General features: G+C 49.4%; 12 protein-coding genes. 5 read left to right on the plus strand and 7 right to left on the minus strand.

All coding sequences use genetic code 11. From position 1 onward, the window contains the following. A partial coding sequence (locus ACWIZX_RS03225; protein ID WP_448334789.1) for an EamA family transporter occupies positions 1-548 on the minus strand: 548 nt, incomplete at its 3' end. 73 nt (positions 549-621) lie between these two features. Between ACWIZX_RS03225 and ACWIZX_RS03230 the strand changes: the two genes are divergently transcribed. Continuing rightward, positions 622-1,656 (plus strand): L,D-transpeptidase, encoded by a 1,035-nt coding sequence (locus ACWIZX_RS03230; protein WP_448334790.1) that lies wholly within the window; start codon positions 622-624, stop codon positions 1,654-1,656. Here ACWIZX_RS03230 and hemW read toward each other — a convergent pair. Further along, positions 1,629-2,876, minus strand: coding sequence for a radical SAM family heme chaperone HemW (gene hemW, locus ACWIZX_RS03235; RefSeq protein WP_448334791.1), 1,248 nt, complete (start codon positions 2,874-2,876; stop codon positions 1,629-1,631). The two genes, ACWIZX_RS03230 and hemW, sit on opposite strands and share 28 nt — an antisense overlap. Before the next feature lie 122 nt (positions 2,877-2,998). Here hemW and ACWIZX_RS03240 point away from each other — a divergent pair, with 122 nt between their 5' ends. Further along, positions 2,999-4,174 carry a LysM peptidoglycan-binding domain-containing protein gene (locus tag ACWIZX_RS03240; RefSeq protein ID WP_448334792.1) on the plus strand — a complete coding sequence of 392 codons (1,176 nt, stop codon included), beginning with the start codon at positions 2,999-3,001 and terminating at the stop codon, positions 4,172-4,174. A gap of 67 nt (positions 4,175-4,241) precedes the next feature. Here ACWIZX_RS03240 and trxB read toward each other — a convergent pair whose 3' ends face one another. Together trxB and ACWIZX_RS03250 are read right to left on the minus strand one after the other, a co-directional pair. Next, positions 4,242-5,219, minus strand: a complete 978-nt coding sequence (trxB, locus tag ACWIZX_RS03245; protein ID WP_416181010.1) for a thioredoxin-disulfide reductase — start codon at positions 5,217-5,219, stop codon at positions 4,242-4,244. 78 nt (positions 5,220-5,297) lie between these two features. Then, positions 5,298-6,644, minus strand: coding sequence for an aminotransferase class III-fold pyridoxal phosphate-dependent enzyme (locus ACWIZX_RS03250; protein ID WP_448334793.1), 1,347 nt, complete (start codon positions 6,642-6,644; stop codon positions 5,298-5,300). 134 nt (positions 6,645-6,778) lie between these two features. Between ACWIZX_RS03250 and ACWIZX_RS03255 the strand changes: the two genes are divergently transcribed. Next, positions 6,779-7,222 carry a DUF309 domain-containing protein gene (locus ACWIZX_RS03255; protein ID WP_448334794.1) on the plus strand — a complete coding sequence of 148 codons (444 nt, stop codon included), beginning with the start codon at positions 6,779-6,781 and terminating at the stop codon, positions 7,220-7,222. Continuing rightward, positions 7,219-7,998 carry an enoyl-[acyl-carrier-protein] reductase FabL gene (gene fabL / locus ACWIZX_RS03260; RefSeq protein WP_322791611.1) on the plus strand — a complete coding sequence of 260 codons (780 nt, stop codon included), beginning with the start codon at positions 7,219-7,221 and terminating at the stop codon, positions 7,996-7,998. The genes ACWIZX_RS03255 and fabL overlap by 4 nt, the downstream gene beginning before the upstream one ends. Positions 7,999-8,008: 10 nt before the next feature. Here the strand turns inward: fabL and ACWIZX_RS03265 are convergent, their stop codons facing one another. The 3 genes from ACWIZX_RS03265 to ACWIZX_RS03275 all read right to left on the minus strand — a co-directional run bounded on the left by ACWIZX_RS03265 (position 8,009) and on the right by ACWIZX_RS03275 (position 11,891). Beyond that, entirely contained in the window at positions 8,009-8,644 is a 636-nt protein-coding gene (locus ACWIZX_RS03265; protein ID WP_448334795.1) for a cyclase family protein, read from the minus strand. A 17-nt stretch (positions 8,645-8,661) separates the two neighbouring features. Continuing rightward, entirely contained in the window at positions 8,662-10,218 is a 1,557-nt protein-coding gene (locus ACWIZX_RS03270) for a CapA family protein (RefSeq protein ID WP_448334796.1), read from the minus strand. A gap of 122 nt (positions 10,219-10,340) precedes the next feature. After that, positions 10,341-11,891, minus strand: coding sequence for a CapA family protein (locus ACWIZX_RS03275; protein WP_448334797.1), 1,551 nt, complete (start codon positions 11,889-11,891; stop codon positions 10,341-10,343). Between the two features lie 269 nt (positions 11,892-12,160). Between ACWIZX_RS03275 and ACWIZX_RS03280 the strand changes: the two genes are divergently transcribed. After that, on the plus strand, positions 12,161-13,321 hold the full coding sequence (locus ACWIZX_RS03280) for a thiolase domain-containing protein (RefSeq protein WP_322791615.1): 1,161 nt from the start codon (positions 12,161-12,163) through the stop codon (positions 13,319-13,321). Positions 13,322-13,348 lie beyond the last annotated feature (27 nt).

Below are 13,348 nucleotides of genomic sequence, written 5' to 3' on the forward strand. Positions count from 1 at the left end.
GTGTAGGGATTAAGATAATTCCCCGCAAATAAATCCTTGATCACAAACATGCTCAAGGTGAACAAAAACGCTGTTCCCAAGGGATAGAAAATTTCCTTGATGGGAACGCGTTCTAATTCTGTTGAATTTTGTTGAAATCTTCCTACGATCATCCAAATACCGCAGGTGAACAATAAAACCGAGAGCACCTGCAACGCCCCAAGCGATTCGCTCTGATAGAAAAACAAGGGCGATATGCCCAGGGCAAATAACGGCGAAACTGCCAGTAAGCCGCTCACCGTTACGGCGTCTACCCGCTCAAATGAACGAAAATAACCGTAGTTGGCCAGCCCATCCAGGCCAATTGCGGCCATCAAAAGGAAAAAACCTTTACTATCCAGCCGCAACTCGAATAACCATGGCGCAGCAGGCAGCAGCATGCCTGTCATGAGAGCAAAATTCACACTGAGCATGTTGCGGGCCTGGCTAACCGAAACCAATCGTCGTGCAAAAAGGTTTGCAAATCCGCCAGAAACCGCCGAAAGGAATGCCAACATCACCGCAGACATATCTAAAATTCTACCGTCATTCCTTCACTCAGCAGAGAAAACACCCGCCGATTGTTGGTATAATTTTTCCACGATGGGTAGCCGTTTATCAAGACGTGAATTTCTCAAATTATGTGCTGCTGCCGGCCTTGCAGGTTTGGCATTCCGTCCTTTTTCCGGTTTCGAGGAAGATAATCAGAAAAATGACTTAATCCGCATTACGGTTCGCTCGGTCAGTGTCTATTCCCAACCCGATGACAAAAGCCGGATATTATTTCAACGCTTTCGTGATGAATTGGTCAACATTTATTATGAACTCGAATCGGAATCCGGGCCGGCTTACAACCCGATCTGGTACCGGGTATGGGGCGGTTACATTCACCGCGCCAACACCCAAAGGGTTACCGTGCAGTACAACCCGGTTGCCTCCCAAATCCGCGAAGGCCGTCAACTGGCAGAAGTTACCGTTCCTTATTCGCAGGCAATGAGATATACCACTACTTCAGGTTGGCAGCCGCTTTATCGGCTTTACTTTGAATCAGTTCACTGGGTCACTGGAATTGATGAAGGACCAGACGGAGAGGCGTGGTACCGAATTTTAGATGAATTATTAAAAATTGAATATCACGCCCCGGCTTATCATCTCCGTCTGATTCCCGACGAAGAACTCACTCCCATCTCGCCAGAAGTGCCGCATCATAAAAAACGCATTGTTGTCAGCCGCGGACGCCAAACCCTTACCTGTTATGAAAATGACGAAATCGTCTTTCAAACCCGGGTATCAACGGGGTTGAATTACAAACCAGAAGGTCAGATCCCCTGGGAAACCCCCAAAGGCGAGTTCAATATTTATTCCAAAATGCCCTCCAAACACATGGGGGATGGACGATTGAGCGGCAACCCGGAGGATTACGAACTACCCGGCGTACCGTGGACTTGCTTTTTTGAACAAACCGGGGTCGCCTTTCACGGCACTTACTGGCACCAGGATTTTGGCACACCTCGTTCTCATGGTTGTGTCAATATGCGAACTTCTGAAGCAAAATGGCTCTTTCGTTGGGTTTTGCCAGTTTCTGAGCCCGGTGATATGGAACGAGTCGGCTACGGTACCCGCGTTGTGGTGGAGTGACGCTGCTCCTGAATAACAGATGGTTGAGGCAATCCAATAAATTCACGGAACACACGGTTGGCCAAGAGCCACGCCTGTCGGGTAAGGCGTAAATGGCGCGAATTTCGTTTCTCCGACCATTCCAGCAATCCCATTCCCATCAATCGGCTAATCTGTTTACCAAACACTTCTTCCATTTTGAAACCAAATTGCTGGTTGAATGAAAATTCGTCAACCCCTTCTTCTAAAAGACGTAGTCCCACCATCATTCTTTCCTGCATTCGAGTCCATAAGTCCAGTTCAACGACCTGTTCAGCCGCTGATGATGCCGGAGGGGGCATACCAACTTCGCTCATCACCCGCGTAATATACGCCTTAATTCCGCGCACATTGACCGTCCGATGATTCTGTAAAAACCCATGGGCACCTGCCCCAATGCCGATATAAGGCAGGTATCTCCAGTATTGCAGATTATGACGGCACGCTAATGAGTTTCCCCCGCGCTTCAATGCCCAGTTGGAAATCTCATAATGTTCATAATTCGCTTCGTCCAACACTTGACATGCATATTCATATTGATCTGCTGCCAGATCATCATCCGGAAGGTCAATTAACCCGCGTTCCAGCCACTTCTTGAAAGGGGTACCATGCTCGATGGTTAAGGCATAAAGGGAGAGATGCTCCGGTTTTAATCCAAGCGCTAACTGCAAGCTTTGTTGCCAGGTGGTCATCGTTTGGCCAGGGATACCAAATATCAAGTCAAGGTTCAAATTATCAAACCCCGCAAGGCGTGCCCACTCAACCGCCTGAATGACCGAAAAGGGATCATGCTCTCTTTCGAGCAATCTCAGTTCGTTGATATTGGCACTTTGCATTCCTAAACTGATTCGGTTGAATCCTGTTTGCCGCAATTCATATAAACTTTCCTTGCTTACCGTTCCCGGGTTGGCCTCAATGCTGATTTCGCATTCCTTAAGCACATCAAAAACCCGCCGGCAAGTATTCAGGATGTCTTGCAATCCTTTTACCGGGATATAAGTTGGCGTTCCGCCTCCAAAGAATATGCTGCCAATTTCAAACGGGTAGGTTTGCAGCCTTGCCACCTGTTCAATTTCGGCTATTACCGCCTGGATGTAAGCCGGAATCAAGTTTTCCTGTCCGGCATAAGTATTGAAATCGCAATAAGCACAACGATGCTTGCAAAAGGGAATATGAATATAGAGGCTGATAATGGGTAGCATGGTTCATAGCATACCACATTGAAAAATTTCCTGCAAAAACGATTTCGCCCTTGTCAAATTTTTGATTGTGTTATAATCTCATGCGCCGGGGGTTTCCCGGTAATTGGATTAAAATAAAGCCTATGAGTCCAGAAGAACTTACCTCAAAAACAAAAATTTGCCCAACCTGTGGCACGAAATTAAGTATCAACGCTACCCGCTGTCTGGTTTGTGGTCGTCAATTCAATTCGGAAAAGGTTACTCCTTCAACGGAAGGGAAAAAGAAAGTTGAAATTGTCGAATCGCCGCGCATGCCTCAGTTGACCATTTCACTTCCGGCAGCCATTGGATTGATCCTGTTACTGCTCGGAATCGGCGCTGGTACAGTCTTTGCGGTTTTTCAGGCATCCGCACCCACCGTAGGCGATAATTTGACCCCCAGCCCTACAGCCAGCCTTACACCCACCATCACGCAAACCCCCACAGCCACCGAAACCCCCACTCCGCAGCCAACCTTTACACCTTTACCCCCATTAGAGTATCGCATTCGGCCCAACGACAATTGTTTAAGCATCGCTTTCAATTTTGGGGTTTCGGTCAACAGTATCATCCAACTCAATAAACTTTCACCGGCCTGCGACAATCTGGTTGTCGGTAACATTCTTTTAATTCCGCAGCCAACCCCGACACCCTCACCGCAGCCAACCAACACACTCAGCCCGGCACAGGCTACCGAAGTTGCCTGTCAATTGTTCCCATATAAAGTGCAAAGCGGCGACACGCTCAGCGGGATTGCCCGCAATTACAATGTCTCTGCAGACGCCATCAAATCCTACAATGGATTACCATCGGATGTTGTCTATGAAGGCATGACTCTTAACATCCCATTGTGTGAGCGTCTGCCCACACCCGGCCCTACGCCGACACCAACCAATCCACCGCCTTACGCCCCACCCAATCTCTTACTGCCAGCGGATGGAGCGGTCTTTACCGCCGCAAACGACTCGGTTACCTTGCAATGGGCCTCAGTGGGCACACTTCGTCAAAACGAAGCCTATGCCGTGAGTGTGGAAGACATTACCGAAGGGAAAGGCCGACGCCTGACCGAGTATGTAACCGATACCAAGTTTATTGTGCCGGCCTCCTTCCGGCCGACCGATAACACCCCCCACGTCTTACGCTGGTTTGTTGTGCCGGTTCGCCAGATTGGTACTTCCGCTGATGGCAAGCCGATTTATGATACCGCCGGCAGCCCCAGCAACTCTCGGACTTTTGTCTGGTGGAGTGCGGGCGGCGCGGCTTCTACCCCCACTCCTTAAAGTAAAATAATGACGGGTGCGCTCGAACATGAGGCGCACCCGTTTTCTTATCTTACCGGAGCAGCCGTTAGCTGCTGGAGTTCGCCTCTAAAAATCGGGTAGCCTCAATGGCTGCCGCCGCTCCCATGCCTGCCGAGGTAACCACCTGACGGTAGTGGGGGTCCATCACCTCACCGGCTGCAAAAACGCCAGCAACACTTGTGCGCATTTGCATATCCGTGACAATGTAGCCCTGCGGTGTCATTTCCACCTGACCCTGAAAGATTTGCGTGTTCGGCGTATGTCCGATAAAGATGAAAACACCATCGGTTTCAAAATCTCTCACCTCTCCCGTTTTCAGGTTGCGCAAACGCACACCGTTGACCACCCCATTCCCAAGAATTTCACTGACAACCGTGTCCCAGATAAAGTGAATTTTCGGGTTTTCACGCGCGCGTTTTTGCAAAATTGCTCCCGCACGCAACTGATCGCGCCGGTGAATGATGTTCACCTCGGTCGCGTAGCGGGTCAAAAATAAACCTTCCTCCAGCGCGCTGTCTCCACCGCCTACCACAACAACCTTTTTGTCCTTGAAAAACCAGCCGTCACAAGTCGCGCAGTATGAAACACCCCGCCCGGTCAGTTCACTTTCTCTCGGCACATTCAAATGGTTCGGGCTCGCGCCAGTGGCAATAATCAAAGTTTCTGCCAGAAATTCGCTGCTGTAGGTACGAACCTTAAAGGGACGCTGACTTAAATCTACTGCGGTAGCCAGATCATATTCAAACCGGGCCCCAAATCTTTCCGCCTGCTGGCGGAAAAGTTCACCCAATTCAGCGCCGCCAATCCCTTCTGGAAAGCCGGGGTAATTTTCAATGGTGTGTGTCAGGGATGCCTGTCCGCCCATCTCGGTTCCGGTTAAGACCAGTGGATTTAACTCCGCCCTTGCCGCATATAAAGCAGCCGAAAGCCCCGCCGGGCCGGCTCCCAAAATCAACACTTTTTCCACTTTGCTTTCTTTCTGCTGGCCTTTTCCCAATCCAACTTCAGATAGATTAAATTCCATCATGCAATCTCCTCATTGAGTTCGAATTCCAGTGTTTAGATGTTAAATTATCAGTTTGGTTACATTAAAGACTTATCACTATTCAACGGCTGCATCGGGTATTGCCAGCGCTCGGTCAATCACCTCAAATCCCTCAGCCAGCTGTTCTTGAGTAATGATCAAAGGCGGGATCAAAAGCACCGTATGCCAATGGGTGTACAAAAAGACGCCGTGATCAAGCAAATACTTACGAAAAGCCATCATTTCCGGGCTGTTCTGATTGAAAGGCGCCATGGGGAGTTTACTCTGACGATTTTTGACCAGCTCAATGGCACCAAATAAACCAATGGAACGCACTTCTCCAATAGATGGATGACGCTCTGCCAGTTCAGCCAGCATATCCGCCATCACTTCACCCATTTGCCTAGCCCGTTCGACCAGATGATCTTCCTGCATCACCTTAATGGTGGCAATTGCTGCCGCCAGCGACAGGGGATGGCCATTGAAGGTCAAACCGCCTTCGAACACTTTCTCATTGAAGGCCGCCGCAATTTCCGGCTTCATTGCCACTGCCCCCAAAGGCGCATACCCCGAGGTCAAACCCTTTGCCATGGTCATAATGTCGGGTACCACCTTCCAGTGATCCACTGCAAACCACTCACCCGTACGCCCAAAACCACTCATCACCTCATCACAAATCATCACGATGCCGTACCGGTCACAAATTTCGCGTACACCCTGTAAATAACCTGCCGGCGGGATGATGATTCCATTGGTACCGGTAACCGTTTCAATCATAATTGCCGCTATGGTTTCAGGACGTTCGTACTGGATAATTTCTTCCAAATGATTCAGATAATCCCGGCTGAATTCTTCCTCCGGAATTTCCGCATTCAGACGGTGAAATGTAGAGCGGTAACGATAGGGGTCAAGGAAATGAACTACACCCGGCATGGTGTTGGGTTCCCACGCCACCCGTCGCGGATCTCCGGTCAGGGAGATAGCCCCGTAAGTAGCACCATGGTAGGATCGGTAGCGGGTGAGGATTTTGAAACGCCCGGTATACCCGCGCGCCAGTTTGATGGCATTCTCGTTAGCATCCGCCCCTCCAAGGGTAAATAAGAATTTGGTCAGGCCGGGTGGAACTATTTCGGTCAATTTTTTACACAAGTCTCCACGTGGTTGGGTTGCCATTTGCGGACCGGCAAAAGGCAGCTGACGCGCCTGCTCCACAATGGCCTCAATCACCCTTTCATCCCCATGACCGATATTGACGCACATTACCATTGAATTCAGGTCTAAATACCGTTTCCCGCTGGTATCCCAGAAATACACCCCCTTGGCTTTGGTAACCGGAATGGGGTTGACTTTGCTTTGAGCCGACCAGGTCCAAAAATTGTGCTCCAAACAGGCTTTCAAAAAATCATCGGAGGCGGTGAGAGACATTTTTTTTCCTTTGAGTAATGATTTGCCGGTCTTTTTCAATCCTATCACAACTCACAAAAGATTGAAAAGAAAATCAACAACTCACCTGTGCTATAATCCCAAAACAAAAACAAAGCCTGCGATAATTTATCTCAATGTCACGCGAACCATTGTACCCCCAGGAACGTTATACCCGCAAGGAAATTCAAAATTCCTGTCAGGGCGAATTACATCCTCAGGCCAGAATTGGTATTCAATTATTCAATCAGGGGCATTATTTTGAGGCTCATGAAGCCCTGGAACTGGCCTGGCGGGAAGAACCCGGGCCGGTCCGTGAATTTTACCGCGGCGTCCTCCAAATTGGTGTTGCCTATTATCACATTTTGAACAGGAATTACCCCGGAGCGGTAAAAATGTTCTCCCGCGCAAAAAAATGGTTGGCGGCCTATCCCGATGTCTGTCGCACGGTCAATCTCGATCAGCTGAAAAAAGACGCTTTACTCGCAGAAAAACGATTGCTGGAACTGGGCAGTGAAAACCTCAATCAGTTTGAACACAACTTGCTGAAACCCATTCTCTTCAAAGGTGATGTTGGATGAACAATACCCTCCCCTTTCAAGGTAAAACGGCACTGATCACCGGCGGTGGACGCGGGATTGGCAGAGCCATCGCTCTCCTGCTTGCTGAACGAGGCGCAGATGTGGTCATCAATTTTGTGCGCAATCAGGCTCCCGCGGAGGAAGTTGCCCAAAAAATCCATCAGATGGGACGTCGGGCAGAAATTTTCCGTGCAAATGTCGGAAAAATTGAGGATATTCAACGCTTGTTCGACTTTGTCGAACAGCATTTTGGCGGCCTGGATATTTTTATCAGTAATGCTGCTTCCGGCTTCAACCGCCCGGCACTTCAGCAAAAAGAAAGCGGCTGGGACCACACCATGAATGTCAATGCCCGCGCCTTTCTGTTCTCCACTCAACGGGCGGTGCCGCTCATGCAAAAAAGGGGCGGCGGATTCATCGTTGCCGTTTCCAGCCCCGGCAGCCAGCGCGTATTGCCGGATTATGTCGCGGTAGGCGCCTCCAAGGCTGCTCTGGAAGCGCTGACCCGTTATCTGGCTGTGGAACTGGCTCCCCTAAACATTGTGGTTAACGCTGTATCACCCTCACTGGTTGAAACAGATGCACTGAAGCATTTTGCCTCGCTTTCCGACCCGCAGGTGATTAGGCGGGCCATTCAAAACACGCCGGCAGGTCGGCTTGTCCAACCGGAAGATGTTGCCAAAGTGGTCGTGTTTCTTTGCAGTCCGGATGCGTTTATGATCCGCGGTCAAGTCATCATCATTGACGGCGGTTATACGCTCATCACGCCGGGATGATATTGCGTCCTTATTCCTGAATCAACACTGCCCGCGCCGGAGCACCATCGCTGCCTTCAATTTTCAAAGGCAGGCAGATTAACTGATATTCACCCGGTTGCACCGCAGAAAGATCAAGCCCTTCCACAATGACCATATTGGCACCCAATAAAATTTGATGGGTCGGGCGTGATTGTTTATAAGGCGCAACCGATAAATAATCCACGCCCACCAGACATATTCCCTTTTCGACCAGAAATTTTGAACCGCTCTCATCAATTCCAACGAAATCGGTTTGAAAATCATGCACCTGGCTGGCCCAGTATTTCGAATTTCGCGTTTTGAACAACACGCGGGTTGTACCAGCGGGAATTTCCAACTTTTCCAAAACTTCGCGGTCAATCACATTCACATCATCCGCTACCTGGACTACCCTGGCCGGTCCGATTAACACCTCCAGATTCATGGCTTCCACGGCACTGCTACCGTCAATAAAATGAAGCGGTGCATCTACGTGCGTGCCGGTATGTACCCCCATATCCATGCGGGACACATTGGCATTTGCCCCATCCGATATTGCACTGACCCGCTCGATGACCGCCTTGGGATCACCTGGCCAGGTAGGCAAATTCGGTGAAATTGTTAATGAAATATCCCAAATTTTCATTATAGCCTCCTTAAGAATTATGGATTATAAGGTCCCCAACCTGCTGCAGTGAAAATTGTTTTCAAAAAATCATACCGCTCACTCGAGCTCATCGGGCGCGGGCGAGCGTAATCTTCCAAATAGGCAGTCAACAACTCCGTTGAAATGTGTTTCCCATTATAAAACACATGACGGTCAATAAATTCTTTTCGCGTACCTTCGGGTATTGTAACCGTATCCACCCACATCTGGTCAAAAAACAAATTCCCCAGCCCGTAATGAATGAAGGAATCTCCATAAAATTCCATTGCCATCGGATGGTGGGCTTGTGAGCCGCTAACAATAACCGCTCCGGCATCCGCAGGTTTGCGAAAATCTCTCTGCTCGAACTCTTCAACCCAATGACGGTAAGTTTCAAAATATTGAAAAGTAAAAATGACAATGTAGCCTTCCTCCCTTAACTGTTGAACGCGTTGTTGGATCCAATCATAATCGCAGGAGGCTACGCCGCCAAAATCTTCCCCTGCCCAAATGTAGGCAGGACCGGCCGGGTTGCAGCCCAGAAAAGCAAAGCGATTCCCATTATGCTCCACAAAGACAGCATCCCGGGCTTCCGCCAGATTTTCTCCGGCAGCATAATAGACCCAACCGCGCGAACGGTAAAGATCAAGTGAAAATGATAGCGCATCCCGCCCCCAATCCACACCGTGATTACCGGTAAGATCAACGATGTCAGTTCCAACCGATTCCAGCAATTCAATATACTCTGGCTTGCTACAAAAAACTAATGGGAAGGGCTCCATTTTCGGATCGGGACAGCGCGGGGAAAACGATACTTCATTGCTGATATGCGTCAGATCCGCTTCTCTTAACCATTCACCGATTGCCTCGCCGGGATACGTCATTCCCTTTTGCTCCATGCGGACTGCGGTGGCGCGAACCAGTGCTGTGACACCGGTCATCACCAGCACGGTCAATTGATTGTCATCGCGGTTTGGGGTTAGAACTGGTATATCAAGGTTCTCAACTTCCAGTGAGCTGGCTTTCCAGGCATAATGTAACGCGAGCGGATATGCATTGAGGTCAAATTGATTGCTGATCGGAGACTGGTTGTTCAAAGGAATCACTTTCCAGCGAGGCTGCAGTTGTTCAAAGGGCACAATCGCCAGCACATCTCGCTTCGTCCAGGCAGCACTCAAAAGATTTTCTTCTGCCTCTATAGATACATTAAGCGGTGAAAATTTACCCAACAGGGGCTCCAATGCATTGGCGGTATCTTCCGTTACCAGAATAGGAAGTGCCTGTTCATCAGGTTGACCTTGCCACCATGATTTTAATTGGTCAAAATTAATCTGCTCGGTCAGCGATGAGAAGGGTGTCACCAACACATATACCCACACCACCTGACCCTGTCCGGACGTGGTTGGCTCGAGCCAGATATTGGCTTCTTCTTTTTGAGAGATCGCTGGAACTGTGTTTTGTTGTGCAAGCTGCCTGAGCAGATCATCCGGCAGGGAGTTATCTAACCAGACAACCGGTTGAGGAATCGCCGTTGGAGACGGGAGTAGTGTCGTTGTTGGTGCAGGTGTATTCATGGAAGTTACTGAACTGGTTGGTGCGGAAACTGTCTCGGTTAGATGAATAGCTGGGCTGATGGTTGGACCTGTGCAACCTGCAATCCAAATAAAAAACCATACAATCCTGATCCATTTTTCTTTCATGGCATCTCCGAATTCATCCATCCACTCACCCGAAAATACTCTTCCAGCATTTGAGCCCGTTCTTCTTCGGTCATCAGGCGAGGTTTGGCATAATCTTCCAGTAGGGTGGTAATCAACTCCACCCCAAGGTATTTTCCATCATAAAACAGGTGGCGGTCAATAAACTGGCGGCGGTGCAGGGGAAACATCTGGTCAAAAAACAAATTACCCAATCCATAATGCATAAAGTGGTTTTGGTAGAAACCAAATCCGTGAGCAAAATGCGCCTGACTCCCGCTGACAATCACTGCTCCCATTTGGGCGGTTTGTTCAAATTCCTGCAGGGTCAGGTTCATGGGCATGAAATCCTCAACTTCAAAGTGCTGAAAGGTAACAATGGGTAAAAACCCTTCTTCAACCAAATTTTGGATGGTGTCTTGCAGCCATTCAAAATCACAGGGCGCTGGGCCAGCTTGCTCTTCTGACGCCCAGATATTTTCTGGACCCGCGCGATTACAACCAATCAGCGCCAACCGATTACCGTTATGCTCAATTCGCAACGGCTTGCGGGCCTCTTCCAAATTTCGACCACCACCGTAATATTGAAAACCGTTCTGCTTGTATAAATCCAGCGTAAAAAGGAAAGGCTCATTCCCCCAATCCAGCAAATGATTGCCGGTTAATTCGATGAAATCTGCTCCCGCCAGTTTCAAAAACTCAATATATCGCGGGTTGGCACAAAAGCGCTGTCCGCCCCTCACCGGCACGGCAGGCGGACAATTTTCGTAAAAAGAAACTTCGTTGCTGATATGAGTAAAGTCTGCCTGACGCAGCATAACTCCAATATCCTCAACGGGGTATTCCAGGCCGTTCAATTCCATTCGTTCCGCTGTCTGGCGGACTAAAGCGGTTGTACCCGTGAGGATCAGTCTGGTGAATTTTCCCGGCAGGCGATTGGTGATGACTGCCTGCGAACCAATCATTACATCAAAAGGTTTTTGGCTGTTGGATTGCCATTCCCATCGGATGGTCAAACCGTAAGCATCCATTTCAAAACCCTGATCCAACGGTGAGATACCATCTACTCGCAGTACCTTCCAGCGAGGTTCGATTTGTTCAAAGGGGATGATAGCCCGCAAGTCCCTTTCCTGCCAGGCTTTTTGAAGCAGCATTTCTGCCGGAAATACCTCTACATTCTCTCGATCCGCTTCACCCCACAACACCCTGAAAATTGGCATCGCTTCTTCTGATATGAGAAGCCGGAAATCCGCTTTACTTGCCCCCTGCCAGCATTCCTTTATTTGATCAAGACCAATCTCATCCTGAACGGTTGGAAAAGCCGCAGTAACCGCATAAACCCACTGAATATAAACTGACCCAGCGGTTTCATTTGAATGATTGATTTTTAGGGAATAGTCTGCCAGCTCATCACGGTCAACCCACTCCACATTCTCTAAATTATTCAATTTCGTTTGAACAGCCGCAGGTAACGGATCGCTCTTTAAGTAAACCGGTGAGTCACTTTCAAAGGTGGCGGTTGCGGCAGATAAGGAGAGTTTTTCCGACATTGGTGCAGGTGAATGGGTTGCTGCAGGATGTTCTTCAGAAATGATTATCTCGCTCGAAATTGAGGCGGGCTGAACAGGAGTGCAGCCATGGATACCTGCAAGAACAAGCGCAACCCTTAAACACTGCACAACCAGAAAGGAAATTGTTTTTTGGGGTAACACGGCGGCAATTATACTACCTCAAAGGTTCTATACATGTTGGATTTGATAGAGATTGACAGTTAACCTCGCTATAATAACATTGAATCAACTTGGAAAAGGAATTTGACATGCGTGAAGTAGCCATTTTAGGAATTGGTCAAACCTCGATTGATGAACATTGGGAAAAGTCTTTGCGCGAGCTTGCCGGAGAAGCGGCGCTGGCAGCGCTTCAAGACGCCGGTATCAACGGTGTAGATGGCGTGTTCGTTGGCAACATGATGTCTGGTTCGGCAAACCGCCAGCAGCAATTAGGCGCCTTTGTTGCAGATTGGATCGGTGTCCGTTATTCGAATGCCATGCACATTGAATCGGCTTGCAGTTCGGGGGCTGCTGCATTTCGTTCAGCCTTGATGGCTGTTGCCTCTGGATTTATGGACATAGCGCTGGCGGTAGGTGTCGAAAAAATGACCGATTCACCCGGCGCAGAAATCACCGCTGAACTGGCCACAGCTGCCGATGCTGACTGGGAGGCTGGCCAGGGACTTTCCTTTGTGGCTATCAATGCCCTCATCATGCGCCGCTATATGTACGAATACGGCTGGGAGCATCATCATTTTGCACCGTTCTCCATCAACGCCCATAGCAACGCCGCCAGCAATCCCAACGCTCGCCTGCGCTCCCCACTGACCGAAAAAGATTATCTGAAAGCCGCAATGATTACCCCACCAATCAATCTAATGGACGCTTCACCGGTTGGGGATGGCGCTGCTGCTGCGATTCTCGTTCCGGTTGAACTGCTCAACCGCTTTCCACCTCGTACGGTTATTAAAGTTTTGGGCGCAGGTGCTGCCACCGACACAATGGCAGTCCACTCTCGTAAAATTCCTCTGTGGCTCAGCGCGGCTGAAAAATCGGCAAAGCAGGCTTACAGCCAGGCTGGCATTGGCCCTGATCAGATTGATGTATTTGAACTCCACGACGCTTTCACCATCATGGCAGCCTTGTCACTTGAAGCCTGTGGCTTTGCGGAAAAAGGCAAGGGGCCCCAATTAGCACTGGATGGCGAAATCCGCCCCGAAGGACGCATCCCTGTCCAAACTCGCGGAGGTTTAAAGGCACGCGGACACCCGGTTGGCGCAACCGGAATGTATCAGATTGTCGAGGTTGTGCAGCAGCTTCGCGGAGAATGCGGTCAAACCCAAGTTCCAGATGCGCGCATTGGCATGGCTCAAAACATCGGCGGAAGCGGCTCGAACATCATTACCCATATCCTGGCTCGAATGAATTGAGTATCTCAGGCAGAGGACTTTTTCCTC

The organism is Bellilinea sp. (genome assembly GCF_053501535.1).

Excerpts from the sequence above, each read along its gene's own strand:
- ACWIZX_RS03230 (WP_448334790.1), top strand. The coding sequence starts at position 622 with ATGGGTAGCCGTTTATCAAGACGTGAATTTCTCAAATTATGTGCTGCT.
- hemW (WP_448334791.1), bottom strand. The coding sequence starts at position 2,876 with ATGCTACCCATTATCAGCCTCTATATTCATATTCCCTTTTGCAAGCAT.
- ACWIZX_RS03240 (WP_448334792.1), top strand. The coding sequence starts at position 2,999 with ATGAGTCCAGAAGAACTTACCTCAAAAACAAAAATTTGCCCAACCTGT.
- trxB (WP_416181010.1), bottom strand. The coding sequence starts at position 5,219 with ATGGAATTTAATCTATCTGAAGTTGGATTGGGAAAAGGCCAGCAGAAA.
- ACWIZX_RS03250 (WP_448334793.1), bottom strand. The coding sequence starts at position 6,644 with ATGTCTCTCACCGCCTCCGATGATTTTTTGAAAGCCTGTTTGGAGCAC.
- ACWIZX_RS03255 (WP_448334794.1), top strand. The coding sequence starts at position 6,779 with ATGTCACGCGAACCATTGTACCCCCAGGAACGTTATACCCGCAAGGAA.
- fabL (WP_322791611.1), top strand. The coding sequence starts at position 7,219 with ATGAACAATACCCTCCCCTTTCAAGGTAAAACGGCACTGATCACCGGC.
- ACWIZX_RS03265 (WP_448334795.1), bottom strand. The coding sequence starts at position 8,644 with ATGAAAATTTGGGATATTTCATTAACAATTTCACCGAATTTGCCTACC.
- ACWIZX_RS03270 (WP_448334796.1), bottom strand. The coding sequence starts at position 10,218 with ATGAATACACCTGCACCAACAACGACACTACTCCCGTCTCCAACGGCG.
- ACWIZX_RS03275 (WP_448334797.1), bottom strand. The coding sequence starts at position 11,891 with ATGTCGGAAAAACTCTCCTTATCTGCCGCAACCGCCACCTTTGAAAGT.
- ACWIZX_RS03280 (WP_322791615.1), top strand. The coding sequence starts at position 12,161 with ATGCGTGAAGTAGCCATTTTAGGAATTGGTCAAACCTCGATTGATGAA.